Annotated in this window: 25 protein-coding genes; 7 read left to right on the forward strand and 18 right to left on the reverse strand. The window is 64.1% G+C overall.

Annotated features, from left to right (window positions below):
* Positions 1–36 precede the first annotated feature (36 nt).
* Positions 37–948 (forward strand): LysR family transcriptional regulator, encoded by a 912-nt coding sequence (locus C163_RS19300; RefSeq protein ID WP_015271343.1) that lies wholly within the window; start codon positions 37–39, stop codon positions 946–948.
* 199 nt (positions 949–1,147) lie between these two features.
* Here C163_RS19300 and C163_RS19305 read toward each other — a convergent pair whose 3' ends face one another.
* Genes C163_RS19305 through C163_RS19315 form a run of 3 tightly spaced genes read right to left on the reverse strand, consistent with a single transcriptional unit; the run spans position 1,148 to position 2,973 of the window.
* Entirely contained in the window at positions 1,148–1,669 is a 522-nt protein-coding gene (locus tag C163_RS19305; RefSeq protein WP_003259551.1) for a DUF2937 family protein, read from the reverse strand.
* A gap of 9 nt (positions 1,670–1,678) precedes the next feature.
* The gene (locus C163_RS19310; RefSeq protein WP_025340209.1) at positions 1,679–2,452 is read right to left on the reverse strand and encodes a class II glutamine amidotransferase; all 774 of its coding nucleotides are present in this window, start codon (positions 2,450–2,452) and stop codon (positions 1,679–1,681) included.
* A 14-nt stretch (positions 2,453–2,466) separates the two neighbouring features.
* The gene (locus C163_RS19315) at positions 2,467–2,973 is read right to left on the reverse strand and encodes a hypothetical protein (RefSeq protein WP_025340210.1); all 507 of its coding nucleotides are present in this window, start codon (positions 2,971–2,973) and stop codon (positions 2,467–2,469) included.
* Between the two features lie 199 nt (positions 2,974–3,172).
* On the opposite strand from C163_RS19315, the gene C163_RS19320 reads away from it, so the two are divergent.
* Positions 3,173–5,215 (forward strand): S9 family peptidase, encoded by a 2,043-nt coding sequence (locus C163_RS19320; protein ID WP_025340211.1) that lies wholly within the window; start codon positions 3,173–3,175, stop codon positions 5,213–5,215.
* Positions 5,216–5,373: 158 nt separating this feature from the next.
* Here the strand turns inward: C163_RS19320 and C163_RS19325 are convergent, their stop codons facing one another.
* Positions 5,374–5,652: a hypothetical protein gene (locus C163_RS19325; protein ID WP_025340212.1), complete on the reverse strand. Its 279-nt coding sequence runs from the start codon at positions 5,650–5,652 to the stop codon at positions 5,374–5,376.
* 131 nt (positions 5,653–5,783) lie between these two features.
* Between C163_RS19325 and C163_RS19330 the strand changes: the two genes are divergently transcribed.
* Both C163_RS19330 and C163_RS19335 read left to right on the forward strand, forming a co-directional pair.
* A complete protein-coding gene (locus C163_RS19330) occupies positions 5,784–6,155 on the forward strand; it encodes a YajD family HNH nuclease (RefSeq protein ID WP_003259546.1) in 372 nt (123 codons plus the stop codon).
* A gap of 72 nt (positions 6,156–6,227) precedes the next feature.
* The gene (locus C163_RS19335; protein ID WP_025340213.1) at positions 6,228–6,698 is read left to right on the forward strand and encodes an RNA methyltransferase; all 471 of its coding nucleotides are present in this window, start codon (positions 6,228–6,230) and stop codon (positions 6,696–6,698) included.
* A 184-nt stretch (positions 6,699–6,882) separates the two neighbouring features.
* On the opposite strand, the gene C163_RS19340 is transcribed toward C163_RS19335, so the two are convergent.
* The 6 genes from C163_RS19340 to gabP all read right to left on the reverse strand — a co-directional run bounded on the left by C163_RS19340 (position 6,883) and on the right by gabP (position 14,738).
* Complete coding sequence (locus C163_RS19340) at positions 6,883–8,373, reverse strand: aldehyde dehydrogenase (RefSeq protein ID WP_025340214.1); 1,491 nt, start codon at positions 8,371–8,373, stop codon at positions 6,883–6,885.
* A 2-nt stretch (positions 8,374–8,375) separates the two neighbouring features.
* Positions 8,376–9,278, reverse strand: coding sequence for a dihydrodipicolinate synthase family protein (locus C163_RS19345; protein WP_025340215.1), 903 nt, complete (start codon positions 9,276–9,278; stop codon positions 8,376–8,378).
* A 74-nt stretch (positions 9,279–9,352) separates the two neighbouring features.
* Positions 9,353–10,681, reverse strand: a complete 1,329-nt coding sequence (locus tag C163_RS19350) for an MFS transporter (protein ID WP_025340216.1) — start codon at positions 10,679–10,681, stop codon at positions 9,353–9,355.
* A 182-nt stretch (positions 10,682–10,863) separates the two neighbouring features.
* Positions 10,864–12,183, reverse strand: coding sequence for an FAD-binding oxidoreductase (locus C163_RS19355; RefSeq protein ID WP_025340217.1), 1,320 nt, complete (start codon positions 12,181–12,183; stop codon positions 10,864–10,866).
* A gap of 61 nt (positions 12,184–12,244) precedes the next feature.
* A complete protein-coding gene (locus C163_RS19360; RefSeq protein WP_025340218.1) occupies positions 12,245–12,961 on the reverse strand; it encodes a GntR family transcriptional regulator in 717 nt (238 codons plus the stop codon).
* A 379-nt stretch (positions 12,962–13,340) separates the two neighbouring features.
* On the reverse strand, positions 13,341–14,738 hold the full coding sequence (gabP, locus tag C163_RS19365) for a GABA permease (protein ID WP_025340219.1): 1,398 nt from the start codon (positions 14,736–14,738) through the stop codon (positions 13,341–13,343).
* Between the two features lie 272 nt (positions 14,739–15,010).
* Here gabP and C163_RS19370 point away from each other — a divergent pair, with 272 nt between their 5' ends.
* Positions 15,011–15,352: a DUF2892 domain-containing protein gene (locus C163_RS19370; RefSeq protein ID WP_025340220.1), complete on the forward strand. Its 342-nt coding sequence runs from the start codon at positions 15,011–15,013 to the stop codon at positions 15,350–15,352.
* 240 nt (positions 15,353–15,592) lie between these two features.
* Here C163_RS19370 and C163_RS19375 read toward each other — a convergent pair whose 3' ends face one another.
* On the reverse strand, positions 15,593–16,801 hold the full coding sequence (locus C163_RS19375) for a hypothetical protein (RefSeq protein WP_025340221.1): 1,209 nt from the start codon (positions 16,799–16,801) through the stop codon (positions 15,593–15,595).
* A 41-nt stretch (positions 16,802–16,842) separates the two neighbouring features.
* Positions 16,843–17,292, reverse strand: coding sequence for a YcgN family cysteine cluster protein (locus C163_RS19380; protein WP_025340222.1), 450 nt, complete (start codon positions 17,290–17,292; stop codon positions 16,843–16,845).
* 144 nt (positions 17,293–17,436) lie between these two features.
* Here C163_RS19380 and C163_RS19385 point away from each other — a divergent pair, with 144 nt between their 5' ends.
* Positions 17,437–18,030 carry a nitroreductase family protein gene (locus C163_RS19385; protein ID WP_025340223.1) on the forward strand — a complete coding sequence of 198 codons (594 nt, stop codon included), beginning with the start codon at positions 17,437–17,439 and terminating at the stop codon, positions 18,028–18,030.
* A gap of 188 nt (positions 18,031–18,218) precedes the next feature.
* On the opposite strand, the gene C163_RS19390 is transcribed toward C163_RS19385, so the two are convergent.
* The 5 genes from C163_RS19390 to C163_RS19410 form a co-directional block, all read right to left on the reverse strand.
* A complete protein-coding gene (locus tag C163_RS19390) occupies positions 18,219–19,151 on the reverse strand; it encodes a D-2-hydroxyacid dehydrogenase (protein ID WP_025340224.1) in 933 nt (310 codons plus the stop codon).
* A gap of 2 nt (positions 19,152–19,153) precedes the next feature.
* Positions 19,154–19,447: a YcgL domain-containing protein gene (locus C163_RS19395; protein WP_015271354.1), complete on the reverse strand. Its 294-nt coding sequence runs from the start codon at positions 19,445–19,447 to the stop codon at positions 19,154–19,156.
* A complete protein-coding gene (gene rnd, locus C163_RS19400; protein ID WP_025340225.1) occupies positions 19,444–20,577 on the reverse strand; it encodes a ribonuclease D in 1,134 nt (377 codons plus the stop codon). The genes C163_RS19395 and rnd overlap by 4 nt, the downstream gene beginning before the upstream one ends.
* Before the next feature lie 275 nt (positions 20,578–20,852).
* Positions 20,853–22,490, reverse strand: a complete 1,638-nt coding sequence (locus C163_RS19405) for a phosphoethanolamine transferase (protein WP_025340226.1) — start codon at positions 22,488–22,490, stop codon at positions 20,853–20,855.
* Positions 22,491–22,655: 165 nt separating this feature from the next.
* Positions 22,656–23,021 (reverse strand): 5-carboxymethyl-2-hydroxymuconate Delta-isomerase, encoded by a 366-nt coding sequence (locus C163_RS19410; protein WP_025340227.1) that lies wholly within the window; start codon positions 23,019–23,021, stop codon positions 22,656–22,658.
* A gap of 116 nt (positions 23,022–23,137) precedes the next feature.
* Between C163_RS19410 and C163_RS19415 the strand changes: the two genes are divergently transcribed.
* Positions 23,138–23,374 (forward strand): YdcH family protein, encoded by a 237-nt coding sequence (locus C163_RS19415; protein WP_003259536.1) that lies wholly within the window; start codon positions 23,138–23,140, stop codon positions 23,372–23,374.
* Between the two features lie 148 nt (positions 23,375–23,522).
* On the opposite strand, the gene C163_RS19420 is transcribed toward C163_RS19415, so the two are convergent.
* Complete coding sequence (locus tag C163_RS19420; RefSeq protein ID WP_025340228.1) at positions 23,523–24,707, reverse strand: PLP-dependent aspartate aminotransferase family protein; 1,185 nt, start codon at positions 24,705–24,707, stop codon at positions 23,523–23,525.
* Between the last annotated feature and the right edge of the window lie 15 nt (positions 24,708–24,722).

Raw genomic sequence — 24,722 nt, forward strand, 5'->3', positions numbered from 1 at the left:
AGAAAAACCGCCGGTCTGGAACAAGAAAAACTGATCATGAACCTTCGCTTCCTCGAAACCTTCGTCTGGGTCGCCCGGCTCAAGAGCTTCCGCCTGACCGCGGAAAAGCTGTTCACCACCCAGGCCTCGGTGTCCAGCCGCATTGCCGCGCTGGAAGCCGACCTGGGCGTGAAGTTGCTGCTGCGCGATTCACGCGGTGTCAGCCTGACCCCGGAGGGCGGCAAGGTACTGGAATATGCCGAGCGCATGCTGGAAACCGCCAAGGCCATGAAGCAGTCGCTGGACAGCGACCGGGCCAAGGTCGGGCGCATCCGTATCGGGGTGATGGACACGGTGATCCACACCTGGATGAGCGCGCTGGTGGCGGAGCTGACCGAGCGTTACCCGCAGGTGGAAATCGAACTGGTGGCCGACACTGCGCTGAACCTTCGCGAGCAATTGCAGAAGGGCTTTCTCGACGTGATCCTGCAGACCGACCTGCTGCGCGAGCAGTCGATCCGCAGCCTGGACCTGGCGCGCTACCCGATGGGTTGGGTGGTGGCCGCCGGCTCGCACCAGCACCGCGACTACGCCTCACTGGCCGAGCTTGGGCGTGAGCGGATCATCACCTTCTCGAAGAACTCGCGGCCGCACCAGGAAGTGCTGAGCCTGCTGCTGAGTGCCGGGGCCGAAACGCCGCGGCTGAATTGCGTGAACTCGGTGGCGGCGATTACCCGGCTGTTGCGCGACGGGTTTGGCATTGGTGCGTTGCCGCCGGCGCTGGTGGATGCCGAGTTGAGCCGGGGTGAGCTGGTATTGCTGCAGGGGCTGCAACCGCCGCCGAGCCTGGAGCTGGTGGTGGCCTGGCAGACCGGGGTGGCGTTGGTGGATGAAGTGGTCGGGGTTTGCCGGCAGGTGCTGGAGCGGTATGCGCGGGATGTGGGTGGGCAGCGGATCGTGTTGGTCTGACTGAATACCTTTTCACCTGCTGACTCACTTTTGAACGACTGGCGCAGCCCCTGTAGGAGCGGCCTTGTGTCGCGAAAGGGCTGCAGAGCAGCCCCAGCAATTTGTGCAGCGCTGCAGAACCCTGTGGCCGCTTTGCGGCCATTTCGCGACACAAGGCCGCTCCTACAAGGACCGCGTCGCTCGGGCAAATCGAATCAGCTCAGCGCCAGCTCTCTTTCACCGCCCCACGCCGCCCGCCCAGGATGACCCAGCCAATCGCCAGCAACAGGCTCTCGACCACGAAGGCCAGCACAAACCCTGCACCAAGCCCCCAGCCAACCGCCTCGGGCACCAGCAGGATCTGGTAGCTGTAGCCATTGAGGGTTTCTTCGCGCAACTGCGGGTCGGCCTGTACCAGCACGTGCCAGGTACGCTGCGCCCATGGCGCTTGCAGCGCCTGCCATTCGTTTTCCAGCAGTTCGTTGCGGATCATCAGGCTTTCGATGCTGTTGGCATCACTGTTGAACACCGGGTCGTCGCTGCTGCGGTAATGCCGCAGCAGCGCCTGCAGGTCACCATTGAAGAAGCGTTCGGCGGTCTGCCGGAAGCCGTCGAGCGCCTCGCGTGATTCGAACAGGTGCGCCTCGACCCGCTGGCTGTAGTCCTTCACCAGCCCCGGGACCTGGATACCGGCCAGCAGGCCGAAAGTGAACAGCAGCAACCGCAGGTAACTTCTGAACATGCCGCGTCCTTAGCTCTGGCCGTGCGCCACGCACTCGCCGTGCCGCCACAGGGCCCACTGCCCCGGCTCGTAGCGCTGCCAGATCTCGTTCTCGGTCAAGGCCTCGGTGGCGATCACCGTGACCACGTCGTTAGGGGTGGTTTCGGTGTGAAAATCGACGATCAGGTCGACATCCTTCAACCGCGCCGCACCAAAGGGTGCCCGGCGGGTAATGTGCACCAGCTTGGTCGAACAGAAGCAGAACAGCCAGTCGCCATCGCTGAGCATGCAGTTGAACACGCCCTGGCCGCGGTAGCCGGCACAGGCTTCGACCAGCACCGGCAGCAGCTGTTCCACCGGCACAGGCTCGGGGAAGGCGCTGCGGATGCGGTTGAGCAGGTCGCAGAAGGCCGCCTCGCTGTCGGTATCGCCCACCGGCCGGTAGAAACTGGCCTGGCCCTTGAAGTCGCCCAGCTGGCCATTGTGCGCGAAGCACCAGTTGCGGCCCCACATCTCCCGCACGAACGGGTGAGTGTTGGAAAGGCACACCTTGCCGACGTTGGCCTGGCGTATGTGGCCGATGACCACTTCGCTCTTGATCGGGTAACGCTGCACCAGGTTGGCCACTTCCGACTCGCTGCTCGCGGCCGGGTCCTGGAACAGGCGCAGGCCACGGCCTTCGTAGAAGCCGATGCCCCAGCCGTCACGGTGCGGGCCGGTACGGCCGCCGCGCTGCATCAGGCCGGTGAAGCTGAAGACGATGTCGGTGGGGACGTTGGCACTCATGCCCAGCAGTTCGCACATAGGCGTGTCTCCGCTTACAGACGGGGCTCGACCCGGCCGCCGCCTCGGGAGACGGCTGGGGCGGCAGGGGGTGGCGCATCACGGTAACGGTCGCGGCGCTCTGCGGCCAGCGGGCCCTGGGCGCCAAGCTGGTCATCTTCGGCAGCCTGGCGCTGGGCAGCGGCCTCGGCCTGCGCGCGGCGCTCGCGGGCGCGCTTTTCCAGCGGCAAACGCAGCAGTACGAAAAGGAAATACAGGGAAAACGCGCCCATGCCGTACATGGCGAAGTCGGACACCGCGCGCCAGGCGTTGTTGCCGACCTTGAAGGCGACATCCAGGGCGGTGATGGCAATGGCCGGGGCGAAACTGTCCTTGACCGGGTCGACGATGGTCGGGGTCAGCAGCAGCACCGCCAGCACCACCCGCAGCGGTTCGCGCAGCCAGCGCCACATCCAGCCGGTGAGCTTGAAGCCCACCATCAGGCAGCCCAGGGCGGCAACAGCGTAAAGGCCCCAGGCGAGGGTGTAGTCGTTCTCGGTCATGGTGTTCGTGCAAGCCAGGCAAAGAGATGCCTATGATAAACACTTTTCCGGGCGCAGACAGCGTTTGCCTGTGCCGGCCTCTTCGCGGGCTTGCCCGCTCCCACAGGTTCACCACAGATCTTGGAACTGTGCAGTGCCTGTGGGAGCGGGCAAGCCCGCGAAGAGGCCGGCACAGGCAACCCCAATCAAGAGATCCTCAATGCCAACCAAGCCCCAACCCCCGATTGCCCACCAGGCCCAGGCCGCCGACCCGTACGCCTGGCTGCAACAGCGTGACACCCCCGAGGTGCTTGCCTACCTGCAGGCCGAGAACGCCTACCAGGAAGCCTGCCTGGCCGACCAGGCGCCGCTGCGCGAACAACTGTTCGAAGAGATCAAGGGCCGCATCCTGGAAACCGACCTGTCGCTGCCGGCGCCCTGGGGCCCCTACCTGTACTACACCCGTACCACCGCGGGCGACGAGTACCCGCGCCACTACCGCTGCCCGCGCCCGGCCGACGACTCCAACACGGTCGATGAAAGCCAGGAACAACTGCTGCTCGACCCCAACGCCCTGGCCAATGGCGGTTTCCTGTCCCTCGGCGCGTTCAACGTCAGCCCCGACCACCGCCTGCTGGCCTACAGCCTGGACACCAGCGGCGACGAAATCTTCACCCTGTACGTGAAGGACCTGGCCAGTGGCAGCGTCACTACCCTGCCCTTCGACGACTGCGACGGCAGCCTGACCTGGGCCAACGACAGCCAGACGCTGTTCTTCGCCGAACTGGACGACACCCACCGCCCGTGGCGCCTGCGTCGCCACACCCTGGGCAACGAAGGCGCGCAGACCGTGTTCGAGGAGCCCGATGGGCGCTTCTTCCTGCACTGCTACCGCACCAGCTCCGAACGCCAGCTGGTGCTGCTGCTCAACAGCAAGACCACCAGCGAAGCCTGGGTGCTGGACGCGGAAACCCCGCAGGCACCGTTCACCTGCCTGGCGCCACGGGTCGAAGGCCACGAGTACTTCCCCGACCACGGCCAGCTCGACGGCCAGTGGCGCTGGTTCATCCGCACCAACCAGGACGGCATCAACTTCGCCCTGTACCACGCCCCGGTCGCACCAGTGCCCAGCCGTGAGCAATGGCAGGTGCTGGTAGCGCACCGCGACGCGATCATGCTCGAAGGCCTCAGCCTGAATGCCGGCGCGCTGACCCTGAGCCTGCGCGAAGGCGGCCTGCCGATCATCGAGGTACGCCCGCAGGGCCTGGCGGCCTACCGCGTCGAACTGCCCGACGCGGCCTACAGCCTGTACGTGCAGGACAGCCTGGAGTTCGCCAGCCCACGCCTGCGCCTGCGCTACGAAGCACTCAACCGCCCGGCCCAGGTACGCCAGCTGGAGCTGGCCAGCGGTGCCCAGGCGGTGCTCAAGCAAACCCCGGTGCTGGGGCCATTCGATGCCGACGACTATGTCAGCGAGCGCCTGTGGGCTACCGCAGCGGACGGCACCCGGGTACCGATCAGCCTGGTGCGCCGCCGCCAGGACCTGGGCCAGACCGTGCCGCTGTACCTGTATGGCTACGGCGCCTATGGCGAAAGCCTCGACCCGTGGTTCTCGCACGCGCGCCTGAGCCTGCTGGAGCGCGGCGTGGCCTTTGCCATCGCCCATGTGCGTGGCGGCGGCGAACTGGGCGAAGCCTGGTACCGCGCCGGCAAGCAGGAGCACAAGCACAACACCTTCAGCGACTTCATCGCCTGTGCCGAGCACCTGATCGCCGAGGGTGTCACGGCTGCCGACCGCCTGGCCATCAGTGGCGGCAGCGCCGGTGGCCTGCTGATGGGCGCGGTGCTCAACCTGCGCCCCGAGCTGTTCCGCTGTGCGATTGCCGAAGTGCCGTTCGTCGACGTGCTCAACACCATGCTCGACCCCGAGCTGCCGCTGACCGTGACCGAGTACGACGAATGGGGCAACCCTGAGGAACCGGAGGTGTATGAGCGGATCAAGGCCTACGCACCGTACGAGAACGTGAAGGCACAGGCCTACCCGGCGATGCTGGTGGTGGCGGGCTACAACGACAGCCGCGTGCAGTACTGGGAAGCGGCCAAGTGGGTGGCGCGGCTGCGTACGCGCAAGACCGACGACAACCTGCTGCTGCTCAAGACCGAGATGGGGGCTGGGCATGGCGGGATGAGCGGGCGGTATCAGGGGCTCAAGGATGTGGCCTTGGAATATGCGTTCGTGTTTGGTGAGCTAGGTATCGTTTGAGAAAGCTGGGGGCGCTTTGCGCCCCTTTCGCGACACAAGGCCGCTCCTACAGGGATAGCGCATGTCCTGAATCCTGCGCGATCCCTGTAGGAGCGGCCTTGTGTCGCGATGGGCTGCAAAGCAGCCCCAAAATCCCACAGCCAACACGGCCCTCTAAGTCAATCATCCTGCCCCGCCGGCTTCGGCGGGTCCTGGCGCAACCCCGGCAATGGCTGGTCCTTCGGCGGCCCGGGCACCGGCATCGGCGGCAACAGGGGCGCCCCCGGCTGGCTGTCATAGGCCTTGGGCGGCGTACTCGGGGTAATCTGCGGATATGGCGTAGGCGTAGGCGTACCCGGTGCACCGGGCACCGGCGTGCTCAACCGGGGTGGCGTGCTGGCAGCTTCGGCCATGGGCAGGCCGGCCAACAACAGCACAACGAGGATCGTGCGAAACATCAGCAACCTCCTGTCGGGAACCTTCCTACAGGCTACGCCTAAATCACGGCTTTCGCCTGTCCGCCTGCCCCGCAAGCGCGCTAGACTCAATGCATAACCGTCATTTGCCTGATCAGAACAAAGGAAACACCATGAGCTCCACCTCTTCCGCCGCCGCCACCGCGCGCCTGGACCGCATCCTGGCCGATGCCAAGCGCGACAAGGAAATGGGTTACCGCGACAAGGCCCTGAAAATGTACCCGCACGTCTGCGGCCGCTGCGCCCGCGAGTTCTCCGGCAAGCGCCTGAGCGAGCTGACCGTGCACCACCGCGACCACAACCACGACAACAACCCGCAGGACGGCTCCAACTGGGAGCTGCTGTGCCTGTACTGCCACGACAACGAGCACTCGCGCTACACCGACCAGCAGTACTTCAGCGAAGGCTCCACCAGCACCCCGAGCATCGCCAAGGCCACCCACAACCCGTTCGCCGGGCTGGCGGGCATGCTGAAGAAAGACTGACCATCGATTCGCCCCCCGCTGCTACCGGGCAGCCCGTATAATCGCGCTTTTTTTCGCGAAGGGCCCCGGTACGTGGCAAACAAACGATACAGCTGCATCGGCCTGTTCAACCCCAAGTCGGCAGAAAACGTCGGCTCGGTGATGCGCGCCGCGGGTTGCTACGGCGTCAATTCGGTGTTCTACACCGGCAAACGCTACGAGCGTGCCCGTGACTTCGTCACCGACACCAAGCGCGTGCACTACGACATCCCGTTGATCGGCATCGACGACCTGCAGCGCATCATCCCGCTGGGCTGCACGCCGGTGGCCGTGGAATTGGTGGAAGGCGCGCGGCCATTGCCGGAATACACCCACCCGGACCGGGCCATCTACATCTTCGGGCCGGAAGACGGCAGCCTCAGTGCCGATGTGCGGGCGTGGTGCGAAGAGACCATCTACATTCCGACCGAGGGCTGCATGAACCTGGCAGCGACGGTGAATGTGGTGCTGTATGACCGCATGGCCAAAGGGCTGAATACCCGTTCGGGGCCCAAGTTCAAATAAAAAGGCCGCCTTGTACTGGCAGAGCCGCCCTCTTCGCGGGCACGCCCGCTCCCACAGGTACTGCACAGGCCGTGAAGACTGTGGGGTCCCTGTGGGAGCGGGCGTGCCCGCGAAGAGGCCAGCCCGGACAACACAGGGCGGCCAGGTGCCGAACTCCGTCAGAACAGCACCGGTCTTGCTCAGGTCACGAAGCGTTGATCCAGATGGTCTTCAGCTCCGTGTACTGGTCATGGGCCCAGATGGACTTGTCGCGCCCACCGAAGCCGGACTCCTTGTAGCCACCGAATGGCGTGGTGACATCCCCTTCGCCGAAGCAGTTGACCGTAACCACGCCCGCGCGGATTTCACGCGACAGGCGCAGCGCATTGCGCAGGCTGCCGGTGTAGGCCGAGGCCGCCAGGCCGTAGACGGTGTCGTTGGCCAGCTCGATCGCCTCGTCGATGGTCTCGAAGCTGGTCACGCTCAGCACCGGGCCGAAGATCTCCTCGACGAACAGCTTGTTGTCGCGGCCAACGTTGTCGACGATGGTCGGCTGCACGAACACGCCGTCCTCGGTCTCGCCACCCTGGACGATACTGAGCTTGTGCTCGGCGGCGTATTCCAGGTACGACTTGACCTTCTCGAAGTGCGACTTGCTGACCATGGCGCCCAGGCGGTTGTCCGGGTCCAGCGGGTCGCCCAGCTTCCAGTCCTTCAGGTGCTTGGCGATCAGGCCCAGCAGCTGGTCCTTCACATCCTTGTGCACGATCAGGCGCGAGGAAGCGGAGCAGTTTTCGCCCATGTTCCAGAACGCACCGGCGGTGACGAACTGGGCCACTTCGTCCAGGTCCTCGCAGTCGTTCATGACCACGGCCGGGTTCTTGCCACCCAGCTCCAGGACGATGCGCTTGAGGTTGGACTCGGCGGCGTACTTCAGGAACAGGCGGCCAGTGTCGGTGGAGCCGGTGAAGCTGACCATCGGGATGTCCATGTGGCGGCCAATGGCCTCGCCCACTTCACGGCCACCGCCAGGTACCAGGTTGAACACGCCTGCAGGAATACCCGCCTCGTGGGCCAGTTCCGCCACGCGCAGGGCGCTGAGGGTGGTTTCCTTGGCTGGCTTGACCACGATCGAGCAACCGGCGGCCAGCGACGGGGCAATCTTCCAGGCCAGCATCAGCAGCGGGAAGTTCCACGGCAGCACCAGGCCGACCACGCCGATGGCCTCGCGCACCACCATGGTCACGGCGGCATTGCCGGTCGGGGCCGTGGCGTCGTAGATCTTGTCGATCAGCTCGGCGTGCCAGCGGATGGTGTGGATGGTTTCCGGCACATCGACGTTCTGGCACTCGCTGACCGGCTTGCCGCTGTCCAGCGCTTCCAGCACGGCCAGCTCGTGGGCGTTGTCTTCCAGCAGCTGGGCGAACTTCAGCAGCACGTGCTTGCGGTCGTTCGGCTGCATCTTCGACCAGGTGCCCTGTTCGAACACGCGCTTGGCGGCGGCCACGGCCACGTTCACGTCGTTGACGTCGCAGGCGGCGACTTCGGCCAGCTGCTTGCCGGTGGCCGGGTTGGTGGTGACGAAGGTGTTGCCCGAGATGGCATCGCGGAACTCACCGTCGATGAACGCCTGGGTACGCAGTTGCAGTTCGGCGGCGAGGGCCGCGTATTGTTCCTTGCTCAGCAAATCGGCCATTTTCAGGCACCTCCGGTGATCTGTGCGATGTTGCGCTTGAGTTCGGTGACCACTCGCTGCAGTTCCTGCTTCTCGGCGGCATCCAGGTCGTACAGCGGCTTGCGTACGCCACCGGTGCTCAGGCCGTTGAGGGCGCAGCCGTACTTGATCGACTGGACGAACTTGCCGCCTTCGAGGAAGTCCATCAGCGGCATCATGGCGCCCATGATCTTGCGGCCTTTGTCGAAGTCCTTCTCGATTACACAGGCCTCGTACAGGGCCACGTGCTCGCGCGGGATGAAGTTGGAGCCGGCGCAGACCCAGCTCTTGGCACCCCAGGCAAAGAACTCCAGGGCCTGGTCGTCCCAGCCGCACGACAGCTGGATGTTCGGGCGCTGGATAGCCAGGCGGTGCAGCTGGCCCATGTCACCGGAGCTTTCCTTGATGGCGACGATGTTCTTCACGTCGGCCACGGCGTCGAAGAACTCTTCGCCCATGCTCACGCTCATGCGGCCCGGGTAGTTGTAGAGCATGATCGGCAGGCCGGCGGCGGCGTCGACGGCTTTGACGTGCAGGGCGATTTCCTGCTGGGTCGGCAGTGCGTACGGCGGGGTGCCCACCAGCAGTGCGTCGGCCTTGATTTCCTTGGCGTGCTGGGCGAAAGCCACGGCGTCTTCGGTGCGGATGCCACCGGTGCCGACGATCAGTGGCAGGCGGCCGGCCAGCACGTCCTTGGCCTGGGCGGCCAGGTCGATGCGCTCCTGGGTGGTGTGGGCGTAGTACTCGCCGGTGGAGCCACCAATGATGACGCCGTGGATTTTAGACTCGACCAGGTATTCGAGGACCTCGGCGAACGCCGCCTTGTCGATCGAGCCGTCCGCAGCCAGCGGAGTGATTGCCGGGGTGTAGATGCCTTCGAATTTCACGGTAGGTTCTCCAGTGCGTTGCTCAGTGTTGTAAAGGCCGCAGCGGATCGACGCTGCGGCGGGTCGTCATGAATTCAGCTCAGCGAAGCCGCTTGTTGCAGGTTGAGCGAGCGGGTTTCCGGGGCCAGGGCAACGGAGAAGGCCAGGCCGACGAAGGTCACCGCGGCGGCGGCATACATGGTGGCGCCGATGCCATAGCTATCGAGGGCGATGGGCACCAGCCAGGTGCCGACCGCAGCACCGACCCGCGACATCGAGGTGCCCACGCCAACGGCACCGGCACGGATTTCGGTAGGGAACAGTTCGTTGGGGTACACCAGCTGCAACACCTGGGCGCCACCGATGAACAAAGCGTAGGCACCGAACAGGGCGAGGATCAGCATCTCGTTGCCGTTGCTGAAAGCGCCCAGGCCCAGCAACGCCAGCCCCGACCAGAAGAAGCTGTGCAGCAGCGTGGTGCGGCGGCCGATGGTGTTCAGCAGGCGGGTGCCGATGATGCAACCGACCACGAACAGGCAGGTGATGGCGACCGAGCCGATGGCGGCCCAGTCCCCTTTCAGGTTCAGTGCACCCAACACTTTCGGAGCGAAGGCGTAGACGGCGAACACCGGGATCACCGAGCAGGTCCAGAACATGGTGACGAACAGCATGCGCTTGCCATAGCCGGAGTGCAGCAGGCTGAGGAACGACAGCTTGCGGGTCTTGGGCTCTTCCGGCAGGTTCTTCAGCGAGAAATCTCTGCCGTAGACGCGCTTGATCACCTGCTCGGCTTCGGCCGAACGGCCTTTGCTGATCAGCCAGCGCGGCGATTCGGGGGTGCCTATACGAATCGCGAACAGCAGCGCGCCGATCACCGAGGCACTGGCCAGCACCAGGCGCCAGGCATCGTCGCCACCGTGGCGCAGGATCGCTTCACCGACCATGTAGGCGCAGGCGGCACCGGCGAACCACAGCACGGTCAGGGTGGCCAGGCGTGGGCCACGGTTCTTCTTGGGCAGGAACTCCACCAGCAGCGAGGTGGCCACCGGGTATTCGATGCCTACCGCGATGCCGATGGCGAAGCGCAGCAGGAACAGGACCATCGCCGATTCCACCCAGAACTGCGCGATCGAGGCCAGGATGAACAGGGTCGGGCCGACGAAGAACACGCGCTTGCGGCCGAAGCGGTCGGTCAACCAGCCGCCGAAGAAGCCACCGAAGAAAATGCCGATCAGCGCCGAAGCGGCGATCATGCCCTGCCAGAAACTGGTCAGGTTGAGGCCTGCCGACATCTGCACCATGGCAACGCCGATGATGCTCAATACATAGCCATCGACGAACGAGCCGCCACCGGAACGCAGGGTCAGCAACTGGTGAAAGTTGTTGATCGGTACATCTTCAATCGAAACATTTGGACTTGTCATTGTTGTTCCTGCCACTTCTGTTACATGCACATATTCAAGGCGAGCGTGCCCGCGAAACTGAAAACAGCGTTCAGCCCCGGGTGACCGGCCTGTTGGCCGATCATCAATTTCGGGCAAAGGGTGCCCGTGCCGGCTAAATCGCCACCGGCATCAAGTGTTCATAGTTGCAACGCCGTCAGCGGTCAGCTTTCTTTGCCAGCGCGGAACTGCCCCCACATCAGGTTGGCGTTCAAGCCCAGGGAAACCAGGGGTTGCGGCGGGTTTGCACAAGGCCCGGGAGCATTGAGCAAGAACTCGATCAGTTCGTTCTTGTCGCCGGCCAGCCAGTCGGCCAGCAACTTGCCGGTGACAGTGCCACGGGTAACACCCAGGCCGTTGCAGCAAAGTGCGCCGACAACATTGGGCGCCAACTTGCCAAAGAACCCCATGTGGTTGCGCGACAGTGCCAGTGCGCCGCCCCAGGTATATTCGAAGTTCACCCCGGGCAGCATCGGGAAACGCCGGGCGAACGATTCGCGGTGGCGCTGGACGAAGCGGTCCAGGTATTTGCGGTTGCTGCGCCCGTCGGGGTTGTAGCTGAAGCTGTTGCGGATCAGCAGGCGGTTGTCGACGGTGCGGCGCATGGTGGTGCCGAACGGGTCGGCCGGGATCACGCCCCAGTAGGGTTTGCCGCCCAGGCGCGCCTGCTCTTCCTCGGTCAGCGGGCGGGTGATGCTGCCGTAGGTGAACACCGGCAGCATGCGGCCCTTGAGGAAGCCGAAGCTCATGCCGAAGGCGTTGGTGGTGAGCACCAGCTTGTCGGCGGTGATCGAACCGTTGGCATGACGCAGCACTACCTTGTCGCCGTAGTCGACCTCGGTGATGGGCGTGCGTTCATACAGCGAAACGTTGGACGGCAGGCTGTCGGCCAGGCCTTTGACCAGCGCCGACGGCTGCAGCAAGGCGGTGCCGGGGGTGAACAGGCCCTTGCGGTAGAAATGCGTGCCGATGTGCTCGGGCAGGTCGCGGCCTTCGATCACTTCATAGGGCTGGCCGAGCTTGTCCAGGCCGCGGCGGTAGGCATCCAGCACGGCGATGCCGCGGTCTTCGACGGCCGCCTGGTACTTGCCGCAGTGGCGGAACTGGCACTCGATGTCGTAGCGCTCGATCAGCTCCTTGAGGTAGGACTGGCCACCCAGGTTGAGCTTGAGGATGGTCTTGGCGATGTCGATGTCGCCGATGTAGTCCTCGGCGCCGATGTCGTGCGGCAGGTCGATGGCAAAGCCGGCGTTGCGCCCGGAGGTGCCAAAGCCGACCTCCTGGGCCTCGATCAGCACGATCTCGTCGTCCGGGAAGTTCGTTGCCAGCTGCCGTGCGGCAGCCAGGCCGGTGAAACCGGCGCCGACCACCACCCAGCGCGCCTGGCTGTGGCCACTGTGGGCCGGCCTTGGCGTGCGGGGCTTGCTCAGGTGATACCAGCCACAGGTGGCATCATCGGCAGGTAACGAACTAATTCTTGTCATGTCACTAACCTGGTTCTTGTTGTCGACGGGTGGTCAGCGCCAGTTGCCTGACCTTGGTAACTCATATCTGAATCGGTACATCCAGCCCTTGCGGCGCGGCGTACTCGGCCATGCGCCGGCGCGACAGCTCGAAGTGCTCGCGCACCAGCTGGCCGGCAGCTTGCGGGTCGCGGCGCTCGATGGCCTGAATCATCTGCTCGTGCTGCTCGCAGGCCATCTCGAGGTCGTGCTGCATGTCATCGGTGGTCGGGTGGCGGTAGAAAATCTTGCCCAGCCGGGTGTGGTCGATCAGCAGGCGACGCAGGCTTGGCAGCAGGTAGTCGTTGTGCGCCATCTTGCCGATTTCCAGGTGGAAGGCGTCGTTGTAGAGCACACGGTTTTCCACGTCGCGCTCTTCGATGGCCTGGCGGAACATGGCCTGGATACCTTTGAGCACTTCGATCTCGGCGGCGCTGGCATAGGTGGCGGCCAGCTGGGTGGTGGCGACGTAGATCAGCGGGGCGGCGACGAAGAAGCTGTGCAGCGACTCGTGGTTCATGGCAGCGACACGTGGCGCGCGGTTGGCTTCCAGTTCGATGTAGCCTTCGGCGGCGATCTGGCGCAGCAGCTCACGCACTGGCGGGCGCGACAGGCCGAACTCGTCGCACAGGGCCAGTTCGTCCACCACCGCGCCCGGGGCCAGTTCCATGCTGAGGATCCGGCGGCGCAGCGCTTCGGCGAGGACGGCCTTGCGGTCCTGCGGCACTTCTGCACTGAGTGGTTGAACGGTGGCTTTCATGGCGGCCTTCTTTGTTGTCATAGAGCTATGTCTACTATTTGTATAACGACTATAGGGCACTGTTAGACAATATGTCTACAGCATTTTCGATGAACGGTGAAATCTGTCTGGGCCTTTGTTTTCAGGGGGTCCAGCGGGTTCAAGGGTGAGATTAAACACCCTTGGGGCTGCATTGCCAAACCGGACAAAAAATTCGCCAGACAAGACAGACAGGTAGAAATCTGCCGGCCCTTTCGCGGGCTCGCCCGCTCCCACAGGTAGGGCACAGCCTTCAAGACCTGCGCTGTACCTGTGGGAGCGGGCGAGCCCGCGAAAGGGCCGGCACAAACAAAAAAGCCACCTGCAGGCAGGTGGCTCTCTTCCATTCACACAAATCCCTTCACGCGGTTGCCAAGGCCTCCCGCCGCGCATGCCGCTTGCTGGTAATCACCCCCAGCACCAGGATCACCAGGGCCAGCGCCAGGGTCAGCGATACCTCCATGCGGTGCTTGGGCATGACGAACATGGTGCCGAGGGCAAAGATGATGAAACCGATCACTGCATAGGTCAGCCATGGGTACAGCCACATGCGGAAGGCAATCTCGACATTCTGCCGCTGCAGGATGGCGCGCATGCGCAGTTGCGAGAAGGCAATCGCCAGGTACACCAGCAACGCGATCGACCCGGAACTGGCCAGCAGGAAGGCAAACACCTCGGCCGGGGCAAAGTAGTTGACGATCGTCGCCAGCATGCCGATCAGCGTGCTGCCGATCACCGCCGCACGTGGTACGCCCACCTTCGAGGTGCGCTGGATGAAGCCTGGCGCATCACCGCGCTTGCTCAGCGAGTAGAGCATCCGCGACGAAATGTAGATCGACGAGTTCAGGCAGCTGGCCACCGCCACCAGTACCACGATGTCCACCAGTTGCTTGGCGTAAGGAATGTTCATGATTTCCAGCGCCCGCTGGTACGAACCCTGTACCGGCAGCAGCGGGTCGTTCCACGCCACCACCGAGATGATCACGAAGATCGACAGCAGGTAGAACACGCTGATGCGCCAAATCACCGAACGGGTGGCCTTGGCGATGTTGCGCGCCGGGTCTTTCGATTCGGAGGCGGCGATGGTGACCGCTTCGGTGCCCAGGTAGCTGAACATGGTGGTCAGCAAGGCACCGATGATCGCGGTCCAGCCATTGGGCATGAAGCCGCCCTGCTGCTCCAGCAGAAGTGGCAGGCCACTGACCTCACGCCCCGGCAAAACGCCGGCCAGGGCTGCGGCGCCCAGGGCGATGAAGGCGACGATGGCGATGACCTTGAGCATGGCGAACCAGAACTCGAACTCGCCGTATTTGGCCACACTGAACAGGTTGGTGGCGGTCAGCAGCACGGTCATGCTCAGGGCGAAGAACCAGGCATCGATGTGCGGGAACCAGTTGTTGAGCACCACGCCGGCGGCAATGGCTTCGATGGGAATCACCAGCACCCAGAACCACCAGTACAGCCAGCCGATGGTAAAGCCGGCCCAGCGGCCGATGGCGCGGTCTGCGTAGGTGGAGAACGAGCCGGTATCGGGGCTGGCGACGGCCATTTCCCCGAGCATGCGCATCACCAGCACCACCAGCGCGCCGGCCAGTGCATAGGCGACGATGGCTGAAGGGCCGGCCGCCGCAATGGCGTGCCCGGAGCCGATGAACAACCCGGCACCGATCACCCCGGCGATGGAGAGCATGGTCACATGGCGTTGCTTGAAGCCTTGCGCCAGCTGATTGCTGGCGCCACTCGCGCTTGTCATTGTCATCCTGATCCCTGCTTTTGTTTTCTTTGTGGGGGACGTGAAGCTCCTGGATCGAAACCCAGCGTGGATGAGCTTCGCGCCCGGTCACGGTACGCCAGCGAGGGGGCGGTCAAGTTGCCTGGATCCGCCACGGACTTGACCATAAGTGACATCGGCTCCTTTGAAAGGTGCATGGCAGAGCCTTCTATGCGACAGAGGATGTCGTTCGGCATACCGAGTGAACGATGACGGCGGCCAGCGGGTCAGCTGCTTACACTTCACGAGGAGGCCTTGCCATGCTCGATATCCATTCCGCGACGGCATCGTCGCAGCACAATGTTCATGGGCTGGAACGGGTCAGCTCGCTGGCCGGGGGGGCGCTGATGTTCAGCAAGGGGATGCGCCATGGCGGCCTGGTCGGCTTGCTGCAGATGGTGGTGGGAGGTTTGGCGGTGGCCCGCGGGGTCAGCGGGCATTGTTCGACCAAGGCCTGGTGGCAGCGGCATCGCCAGGAATACCAGCGGCTGCGTGCGGACATCGAGCGCAGTGCGGAGGAGCTGGAGGCGTTGCGGGCCAGTGCCGACGCGGCGACGCAGGGGGTGACGGTGACCGGGAAGGATCCGTTGGCTGGCAGTTGAGTTTTGCACTGCCTGTGCCGGCCTCTTCGCGGGTGAACCCGCTCCCACAGGGACGGCGCCGTCTTGAGGGCAGTACATTACCTGTAGGAGCAGCCTTGTGCTGCGAAAGGGCCAGTATGATCAAAGAGGGTCTGCGGCTGTAATTGCCTCTTCGCAGCACAAGGCTCCTCCTGCAGGGCAACGAGAAACCTGTGGGAGCGGGTTCACCCGCGAAGAGGCCGGTACGGGCGAAAGAGGTGCTCAGCGCAACGCCTTGCTCTGCAACACCTCGGAGCGCCGCCCCAGCACGTTCTCGCTGATCTGTATGAAGTCTTCGGTGCTGACGCTGGGCAGGCGCATCAGCCCGCGTGCCACATCGTCCAGCGAGCGTTTGGCCTGGGTGTGGATGCGGATTTCCTTGTCCAGTGCCTGCAGCAACATCACCCCCCGCGCAACTTGCGCCGGGGTGGCATGCTCGCCTTTGAGCCGGGTGACCTTGGCGCCCTGCTTGCTCAGGCGCGCCTGCCAGGCCTGGTAACGGTCGTCACTCACCCCGCCCGAGCGGCGCAGCAACTCGCTGGCGTAGTAGTCGGTCAGGCTTTCCACCAGCCAGTCACTGCCGTCACGCCCATGGATCTGCGCAAACAGTTGCACCACTTCGCGCAGCAACGGGCTGCTGCCGTTCTCGCTGACCATAGGCCGGGCACTGTGCAGGTACAACGAGCCCTGCGCGGCCATCGCCCCGCGCCACATGCCGTCGCGGGCACCGACCAACAGCAGCTTCGGCGGGTTGCGCGGGAACACCGCCTGCAATTGCGGCCAGACAAAGGTCAGCAAGGTCAGGTTGTCCATGCGCCGCATACCCTGCCCCACCGGTGCGGCCACGGTGACCTCGGTTTCGCCCAGGCGGGCGCGGCGGCTACCCAAGTCGCCGGCGAGCATCCAGCCGGTGGGGCGGTCGAACAGGCGCGAAACGTTGTCGATGCGGAACTTGTCCTTGCCGATGCGCGGCCAGGAGGTCTCGATGCTCTTCCAGCCTTCGGGCAGGTCGAACGCCAACCGCGCCACCAGCTCGGTGCCATCCTGCTGGTCGAGGCGCGCAGGCGGTACCAGCTGGTCGCCGAGGAACAGCGCCCAATGCGGGGTGATGCGCGACGAATAGGCGCCGCTGCCGCGTTTCTGGTCCAGCTGCACGCGGTAGCTGAGGCTGGTCTTGCCGGCCGCCGGTTGCCACACGCCGCGCTGGCCCTGCAGTTTCCATTGGCCATCAGCCTGGAAGCCGCTGTAGGCCCCGGCCTTGCCCAGGTCGAAGTCCAGGCTGCGCACGGCACTGCCTTCGGCCAAGGTGAGGCGGACCTCCGCCTGGCCACTGGCCGGCAACAGGCGCACCTGGTAGTCGAGGTCGACCTTTTTCGCCCAGGCCGGCGAACTGGCCAACAGGCCAAACAGCAACAACAGCTGGCAACGCATACAGAAACTCCTTGTTTCCCCGTGGCAGCGGGCCGCGCCGGTCAGCTGGCGCGGAAGATCAGGTGGTCTTCCCAGTCGTCTTCGTGCACATCGTGTTCACTGAGCATGCGCCCCGACTGGGAAATGCGCTGTTCATGGACCTGCTGGCGATCGCCGCAGACCAGGTGGTGCCAGGCCGGCAGGTCCTTGCCCTCACTGACCAGGCGGTAGCCGCAGGTGCTCGGCAGCCACTTGAACTGGTCGGCCTTGCCCGGGGTGAGCTGGATGCAGTCAGGTACCTGGGCGAAGCGGTTGGGGTAATCGCTGCACTGGCAGGTGTGCAGATCCAGCAGTTTGCAGGCGATGCGCGTGTAATAGACGCTGTTGTCGTCTTCGTCCTCGAGCTTTTGCAGGCAGCACAGGCCGCAGCCGTCGCACAGCGACTCCCACTCTTGCGGGCTGAGTTGTTCGAGGGTCTTACGCCGCCAGAACGGCGCGTTTTCAGCGATCATGACACGGGTTTCCTGCATTCATCTTGGGGCCACGGCGCGCGGCGGCGCCAGTCTAGAGCCTGGCCTTCGGCAAAGCCAGACCGCTTGTCAGTCGCGACGCGACGCAGTAGCGTGCGCGTTTCCCGTCCTTTTGCAGGAGCCGCCATGAGCGCCACCCCCCGCATTGCCGATTACGCCATCAACGAGCAATTCATCAACCGCTGGTCGCCACGTGCCTTCACCGCCGAGCCGATCAGCGAAGAAACCCTGCTGAGCTTCCTCGAAGCTGCACGCTGGGCGCCGTCGGCGAACAACTCGCAACCTTGGCGCTTCCTCTATGCCCGCCGTGACACGCCGAACTGGGAGCGTTACCTGAACCTGCTGGTGCCGGCCAACCGCAGCTGGGCGCAACAGGCTTCGGCGCTGGTGCTGGTAATTTCCAAGACCACCTACGCCGCCCCGGGCGCCACGGAAGAAAGACCGGCGCTGTGGCACACCTTCGACACCGGCTCTGCCTGGGGGCACCTGGCCCTGCAAGCCAGCATCAGCGGCTGGCATACCCATGGCATGGCCGGTTTCGACCAGGAACTGGCGCGTCAGGAGTTGAAGGTTCCTGAAGGCTACGTGCTGCATGCCATGGTGGCGATCGGCAAGCTGGGCGACAAGGCCAGCCTGAACGAAGCCCTGCAGGCGCGTGAAGTACCGAGCCCGCGCAAGCCACTGAGCGAGCTGGCTGCCGAGGGTGATTTCAGCCTGTAAGCCTTGCATTGGCTGTACCGGCCTTTTCGCGGGTAAACCCGCTCCCACAGGGATCTCCACTGCCCCATGGGGCCTGTGTTGATCCTGTGCCAGCACAGCCAACACCAGCCTCCCACAGGACCTGAGGGTAGTGGAGATCCTGTGGGAGCGGGTTTACCCGCGAAGAGGCCGGTACAGGCACTACAAAATCAATAGCCCCGGGCGAAATCCACTTCACCTCGCAACCCCTGCCCCGCCACATACGCCCGCACATTCTCGACAAACAACCGCACCATCGCCGCCGGCGAGGTGGGCGCCGAGCTGTGCCCGGTCAGCAGCAAGCCCCACGCCGTCCAGAACGGGTGTTGCCTGGGCAACGGCTCCTGCCGGCAGACATCGATCACCGCCCCCGCCAGGTGCCCTTCCTTCAGCGCCTCGACCAGGTCAGCGTCGACCACCGCCGCCCCACGCCCGGCATTGATGAACAGCGCCGTGGGCTGGAAGCACTTGAACAGTGCCGCGTCATACAGGTCGTGGGTGGCCGGGGTATCCGGCAGCAGGTTGAGCACGTAGTCGACCTGGCCAACCATGCGCGGCAGGTCGGCCAACGCCGCTACCTCGACGAACGGCGCCTGCTCGCGGGCGCTGCTGGCAACGCCATATAGCACCACGCCAAACGCTTGCAGGAACTCGGCCACCCGCTGGCCAATGTCGCCAGTGCCGACGATCAGCACCTTGCGCCCTTCCAGGGTACGCCCCGGGCGGTCGTCCCAACGCCGCTCGACCTGGCTGACCAGGCGCGACAGCACCTCGCGCTCATGGCCGAGCATGTAGGTAAGCATGTACTCGGCCATCACCTGGCCAAAGATGCCCACGGCGCGGGTCAGGCGATAGTCGCGCGGCAGGCCCTCGGCCAGCAGCGGGGTGATACCGGCCCAGGTGGACTGCATCCAGGCCGGCTTGTGGCCCTGGCGCAGCAGGCTTGCCAGCAGGTCCGGCTGGCCCAGCCACACCGGGCACTGTGGCGCCTGGCCGGCCAGTTCGGCGGAGTCGCCGCTGGTCAGGATCTCCAGCTCAGGCGCGGCTGCACGCAAAATCTCGGCGTATCGAGCATGATCATGCTCAGCAATCAGTACTCGCATGGTCAGGCAGGGTCGTTACGGCGCAGCAACTCTTCGGGCAGATGCTCGATGTAGTCGTCTTCCGGCGGCGGCATCTGCAGGTGGTAACCCTGGTTGTCGAGGTTTTCCAGCACCTTGGCGATATCCTCGCGGGCCAGCTTGCGCTCGGGGGTAAGCACCAGGTCGAAGGCGTGCACGGGGGTGCCGAAGAACGGCAGCAGGCCTTCGGGCACGCGCTCCAGGCCGTCGGCCTTGAGCACGTACAGGTACATTTCGTTCTTGCGGGGGCTCTTGTAGATAGAGCAAATGCGTTTCATCGGGTCTCTCCGGCGCCTGCCAGGCTGTCCAGCAGGGCCTGGCCCATGCGCTCACGGCGCCAGCCGCGCAGCGAATCGGGCAATTGATAGGGGCCATTGGGGTAGCCGCTCTTGAGCAGCGCTTCCAGGGCTTTCTTGCGCAGCATCAGCTCGGGGGCAATGCCCAGGCGCTCACCTTCGGCCTGGCCGATGGCACGCAGCTGCTTGAGGATGCCGCTGGCCTCGATCGGCAAAGGCTCGGGCAAGGCCTGTGGCCATTGCTCGGCTGGCAGGCTGGCGGCACGCTTGATCAGCTGGATGAGGAACTCACCGTCCTGACGAATGGTGCGTGGATGCATCTCGTCGATCTTGGCCAGCGCCGACAGGTTGTTCGGCTGGCTCTTGGCCATGGGCCACAGCGAGTGCTCCTTGAGAATGCGGTTGCGCGGCACGTCGCGGTTGCGCGCTTCACGCTCGCGCCAGGCGCACAGCTCGCGTAGCACTGCCAGTTGCTGGGGGGCCAGCTTCCAGGCCAGCTTGACGTCGCGGTACAGGCTTTCGGGCTCGACTTCGCGGCGCAATGCGGCCACCAGCTCGGCGCCGTCCTCCAGCACCCAGGCGTACTTGTCGTCACTCAGGCGCGGGCGCAACACGGTGAACAGCTCGGCCAGGTGCACGGCATCCTCGGCGGCATAGCTGACCTGGGTTTCCGAGAGCGGGCGCTGCAGCCAGTCGGAACGGGTTTCGCCCTTGGGCAGGTCGATACCCAGCACTTCCTGCACCAGGCGCGAATAGCCCATGGAGAAGCCCAGGTTCAGGTAGCCGGCGGCCAGTTGGGTGTCGAACAGCGGCTGTGGCAGCTTGCCGGTCAGGCGCAGCAGCACTTCGAGGTCTTCGCTGCAGGCGTGCAGCACCTTGACCACGCCGCTGTCATCCAGCAGTTCGGCCAGGGGGTGCCAGTTGCCGATCAGCAACGGGTCGATCAGGAAGGCACGCTGGCCATCGCCGATCTGGATCAGCCCGGCTTTCGGGTAGAAGGTGTCGACCCGCATGAATTCGGTGTCGACGGCGACAAAGGGCAGCTGATGCCAGTCGCGGCAGTGTTCGGCCAGGCTCTGGTCGTCACGGATCCAGTGTATTTCGATGGCCACGAGGCTCTCCCACTAACATTGGCGCGCAGTATATACGGCGCGGGCACTGCTGGTGAAACCCGGGCCATCCTTGATATCGATCAGCGGTGCTGTTGTGCGTGTTCAGGCAGCAGCAACTCTCGTGCGCAAAATCCGCAAGCTTCGCGATCCCTGTGGGAGCGGGCATGCCCGCGAACACGGGCGAAGCCCGTGCCATCCACCGCGTCGCCTGCTTCGCGGGCATGCCCGCTCCCACAAAGAGCGCGCAAGCTAGCGTTTTTTGAATGCGCTTCGCCTTAGCGCTTGGCCGCCAGCCATGGCCGGCAGCTGGCGAACATGTCCAGCGACTGCTGGTAGACCTCGGTGTGCACCTGCAGCAGGCCGAGCACCGAGTGGAACAGGTTGTCCTGCGACAGCGGTGCATCGCTGAGCTTGGCCAGGCAGTCGGTGTCGACGCCGAAGTCCTCCTTGTAGCTGTCGGAGAACCAGGTCAGCAGCGGCACGTGCTTCTGCTGCTCGGGAGCGATGGCGTAAGGCGTGCCGTGCAGGAACAGGTTGTATTCACCCAGCGACTCGCCATGGTCGGACAGGTAGATCATCGCCGTGTCGACCTTGTCCTGCTTGCTGCGCAGGGTGTCGATCAGCGAGGCCAGCACCTTGTCGGTATAGGCCAGGGTGTTGTCGTAGCCGTTGACGATTTCCTGCTCGCTGCACTGGTCCAGCGCGTTGCTCTGGCACACCGGGGCAAAGCGCTGGTCGGCGCCGGGGTAGCGCTTGAAGTATTCAGGCCCGTGGCTGCCCATCTGGTGCAGCACCAGCACGGTGTCCTTGTCGAGGTTGTCGATCAGCTCACCCAAGCCCTGCAGCAGGATCTGGTCATGGCATTCACCATCAGCGCACAACTGCGGGTCCTTGAGTTTGCTGACATCTATGAACTGCACGCGGTCGCAGGTGCCCTTGCAGCCCGACTGGTTGTCACGCCACTGCACCGCCAGGCCGGTACGCTGGAGGATGTCCAGCAACCCTTCGCGGTTCTTCGCCACGCGGGCATCGTAGTCCTTGCGCTTCATGCCAGAGAACATGCACGGCACCGAAACGGCGGTTTCCGTGCCGCAGGAGTGCACATCGGAGAACGCCAGCAGGCCCTGTTCCCTGGCAAGGTTCGGTGTGGTATCGCGGTTGTAGCCAAGCACGCCGAAGTGGTCTGCCCGCGCACTTTCGCCCACCACCAGCACGGTCAGCGACTTGCGTTCGTGCTTTTGCCAGGCGGCATCACGCCTGGCATCTTCACCATAATGCTGGAAGGGCCGCGATGCGGTACCGACGCGCTCGCTGACATAACCAATGGAGGCACCCACGATGTTGCTGGGGGTGAGCATCAGGCGCAGTTCGTGGTGGTTGCGAAACAGCGACGACAGGCCCTGGTAGTTGACCAGTGCCACCGAGCCCAGGGCCACCACGCAGGCACCGCCAACCACCAGCTTGCCGAGCAGTTCACGGTGCCAGGCGCGATAGGCGATCGGCGCCTTCCACAACAGCACCGAAGGCACTACACCGAGGCCCAGGATATACAAGGCAAACTTCAACGAAAGCAGGTCACGCACTTCCGCCACGTTGGTTTCCGCGATATTGCGGAACATGCCCGCATCAATAAGTACGCCGTACTGGTTCATGAAGTAAGCCACACCCGCGCCACTCATGAACAACACGATAAGTATTGGCTTCAATACATAACGGAAGGCGAACAACGTGAGGATCAGGTTGAACGCGAACAGCATCAGCACGGCAAACGCCAGGCTCAGCCAAAGCCCCGGCAAACCGGGCGGCACGACCTGTTCAAGATGCTGCCAGAGGAAGACATTGAAGCCGATCAGCAGGTAAAGGCTGGCCAGCAGCGTGACCCATTCAGTCCGCAGGGATTTGAAGTTGAGCATCAGTGTTCGCAATCAAGAGTGATTATCAGCCCGAGGGCCTGCGCGGCACCGGGGAAACTTGGCTGAACTCTAGAAAGCGTGCCATCAATATTTTGTGAAAAAGACGCCAACAAATTCGTGAGCAGGCGCCTTTTCTACATTAAAAGAAGTTCATTCAGCGCTTGTTCAGCCTGGCAGGCGTTCCTTGGCATACGGCTCGCGGTCGATGTCCAGCACTTCCACGCACAGCTGGATGTCCAGCCCCGGTTGCTCGGGGATGGCCTCACGCAGCACATCCAGCAGGCTGGCGGACAGTTGCTTCTTCACCTCGGGCGAGCGCCCGCTGAGGATGGCCAGGCGCACATGGGCAAAGGCACGCTCGCCGGGCGCGGTGCCCACGCGAAACTGGCCGAAGGCCTGGGCGCGGCTCTTGATGTCGGCCTCGTCGGCGAACTGGCCACTGCCGACCAGGGCATGGTTCAGGCGCAGCAGCAGGGTATCGACATTCAGCTCGCGCAGGTTGTCGCTGTATTCCAGGTTCAGGTGAGGCATGGCGCAGGTTCCGGGTCACGGGGAGATGCGACAGCCTACCCCAGTCCCCTACCTGCGCAAAGACGGCTATCCTCAAAGGTCAGAACCATCCGCCAACCCCCGACAGAGGTGAAGAAATGCCAGTTCCGCATGATCTGCTCGCTGACCTGCACGTTACCGCTGATGCATTCCAGGCGCTCATGGACAAGGACCAGACGCTGCACTCACTGCACAAGGAATACAACGCAAAAGACAAAGAGGTGGTCGCTGCCGAAGGCAACGGCACCAACGACGAAACCGTCAACCGCCTGCGCAAGGAACGGTTGCTGATCAAGGACAAGATCGAACGGATCATTCATCCGCCCAAATCCTGATAGATACCACAGGTCTGCACGGCCCTTGTAGGAGCGGCCTTGTGTCGCGATGGGCTGCGCAGCAGCCCCGAAAATCTCGACAGAGACATAGATTTTGGGGCTGCTGCGCAGCCCATCGCGACACAAGGCCGCTCCTACAACCGCATCATCACGAGCCAGCAGCCGCAGCCTTCAACGCCCCATCCAGGTCGTCGACCAGGTCACGGTAATCCTCGATCCCCACCGACAACCGCAGCAGGTTCTCGCTGATCCCCATCACGCCCTTCTGCTCCGGGCTCAGCGAGCAGTGCGACATGCTCCAGGAGTGGTTGATCATGCTTTCCACCCCGCCCAGCGAGTCGGCCAGCACGAAGATCTGCAGCGCCTCCACCAGGCGGTTGAGCGCGGCGCGGTCGCCCTTGACCTTCATCGCCACCACCGCCCCGCCACTGCGCATCTGCCGTTTGCACAGCTCATGCTGCGGGTGGCTCTCCAGCCCCGGGTAATACACCTGCTCGATCTGCGCGTGGCTTTCGAGGAAGCGAGCCACCTGCAGGGCATTGGCACACTGGCGCTCCATGCGCACATCCAGGGTCTTCAGACCGCGCAGGGCCAGGTAGCAGTCGAACGGCCCCTGTACCGCGCCAATCGCCATGCTGATGCGGCGCAGGCGCGCCAACAGCGCATCATTGGCAGCTACCACCACGCCACCGGTGAGGTCGGAATGGCCGCCGATATACTTGCTGGCCGAGTGCATCACCAAGTCCACGCCCAGGGTGATCGGGCGCTGGTTCCACGGCGAGCAGAAGGTGTTGTCGATGCAGGTGAGGATGCCCCGCGCCTTGGCCAGGTCGCACACCGCCTTGATGTCGACCAGGTGCAGCAACGGGTTGGTCGGCGATTCGATCCAGATCAGCTGGGTTTCCGGCTTGATGGCGGCGGCCACCGCCTCGAGGTCGTTGAGGTCGACGTAGGTGGTGGTCAGGCCCGAGGTGCGGCTGCGGTAGTCTTCCATGATGCGGAAGGTGCCGCCGTACACGCCGTTCATCACCACCACGTGGGCATCCTTGGGCAGCAGCTCCAGCACGGTGGCGGTGGCGTTCACACCCGAGGCGCAGGCGACCGCGCCAACGCCCTCTTCCAGGGCGGCGACACAGGTTTCATAGGCATGCCGGGTGGGGTTGCCGACGCGGCTGTAGGAGTATTCCGGCTTGTCGTCCAGGCTGCGCTTGGTAAACGAACTGGCGGTGACGATCGCCGGGAAAATAGCGTTATCGGCGACGCTGAACTGCTCACCGGCGTGAATGGTACGGGTGGCGAAATTGCGCGGCTTGTCGGACATGGTCAGGCCCATTGGCAGAGTGAAAGC

This window comes from Pseudomonas sp. FGI182 (assembly GCF_000511325.1).
Classification (GTDB): domain Bacteria; phylum Pseudomonadota; class Gammaproteobacteria; order Pseudomonadales; family Pseudomonadaceae; genus Aquipseudomonas; species Aquipseudomonas putida_Z.

Excerpts from the sequence above, each read along its gene's own strand:
- C163_RS19315 (WP_025340210.1), bottom strand. The coding sequence starts at position 2,973 with ATGACCGAGAACGACTACACCCTCGCCTGGGGCCTTTACGCTGTTGCC.
- C163_RS19395 (WP_015271354.1), bottom strand. The coding sequence starts at position 19,447 with ATGAAACGCATTTGCTCTATCTACAAGAGCCCCCGCAAGAACGAAATG.
- C163_RS19310 (WP_025340209.1), bottom strand. The coding sequence starts at position 2,452 with ATGTGCGAACTGCTGGGCATGAGTGCCAACGTCCCCACCGACATCGTC.
- C163_RS19385 (WP_025340223.1), top strand. The coding sequence starts at position 17,437 with ATGAGCGCCACCCCCCGCATTGCCGATTACGCCATCAACGAGCAATTC.
- C163_RS19390 (WP_025340224.1), bottom strand. The coding sequence starts at position 19,151 with ATGCGAGTACTGATTGCTGAGCATGATCATGCTCGATACGCCGAGATT.
- C163_RS19375 (WP_025340221.1), bottom strand. The coding sequence starts at position 16,801 with ATGCGTTGCCAGCTGTTGTTGCTGTTTGGCCTGTTGGCCAGTTCGCCG.
- C163_RS19370 (WP_025340220.1), top strand. The coding sequence starts at position 15,011 with ATGCTCGATATCCATTCCGCGACGGCATCGTCGCAGCACAATGTTCAT.
- C163_RS19405 (WP_025340226.1), bottom strand. The coding sequence starts at position 22,490 with ATGCTCAACTTCAAATCCCTGCGGACTGAATGGGTCACGCTGCTGGCC.
- C163_RS19350 (WP_025340216.1), bottom strand. The coding sequence starts at position 10,681 with ATGACAAGTCCAAATGTTTCGATTGAAGATGTACCGATCAACAACTTT.
- C163_RS19355 (WP_025340217.1), bottom strand. The coding sequence starts at position 12,183 with ATGACAAGAATTAGTTCGTTACCTGCCGATGATGCCACCTGTGGCTGG.
- C163_RS19360 (WP_025340218.1), bottom strand. The coding sequence starts at position 12,961 with ATGAAAGCCACCGTTCAACCACTCAGTGCAGAAGTGCCGCAGGACCGC.
- C163_RS19420 (WP_025340228.1), bottom strand. The coding sequence starts at position 24,707 with ATGGGCCTGACCATGTCCGACAAGCCGCGCAATTTCGCCACCCGTACC.
- C163_RS19330 (WP_003259546.1), top strand. The coding sequence starts at position 5,784 with ATGAGCTCCACCTCTTCCGCCGCCGCCACCGCGCGCCTGGACCGCATC.
- C163_RS19320 (WP_025340211.1), top strand. The coding sequence starts at position 3,173 with ATGCCAACCAAGCCCCAACCCCCGATTGCCCACCAGGCCCAGGCCGCC.
- C163_RS19380 (WP_025340222.1), bottom strand. The coding sequence starts at position 17,292 with ATGATCGCTGAAAACGCGCCGTTCTGGCGGCGTAAGACCCTCGAACAA.
- C163_RS19305 (WP_003259551.1), bottom strand. The coding sequence starts at position 1,669 with ATGTTCAGAAGTTACCTGCGGTTGCTGCTGTTCACTTTCGGCCTGCTG.
- gabP (WP_025340219.1), bottom strand. The coding sequence starts at position 14,738 with ATGACAATGACAAGCGCGAGTGGCGCCAGCAATCAGCTGGCGCAAGGC.
- C163_RS19410 (WP_025340227.1), bottom strand. The coding sequence starts at position 23,021 with ATGCCTCACCTGAACCTGGAATACAGCGACAACCTGCGCGAGCTGAAT.
- C163_RS19415 (WP_003259536.1), top strand. The coding sequence starts at position 23,138 with ATGCCAGTTCCGCATGATCTGCTCGCTGACCTGCACGTTACCGCTGAT.
- C163_RS19340 (WP_025340214.1), bottom strand. The coding sequence starts at position 8,373 with ATGGCCGATTTGCTGAGCAAGGAACAATACGCGGCCCTCGCCGCCGAA.
- C163_RS19300 (WP_015271343.1), top strand. The coding sequence starts at position 37 with ATGAACCTTCGCTTCCTCGAAACCTTCGTCTGGGTCGCCCGGCTCAAG.
- C163_RS19325 (WP_025340212.1), bottom strand. The coding sequence starts at position 5,652 with ATGTTTCGCACGATCCTCGTTGTGCTGTTGTTGGCCGGCCTGCCCATG.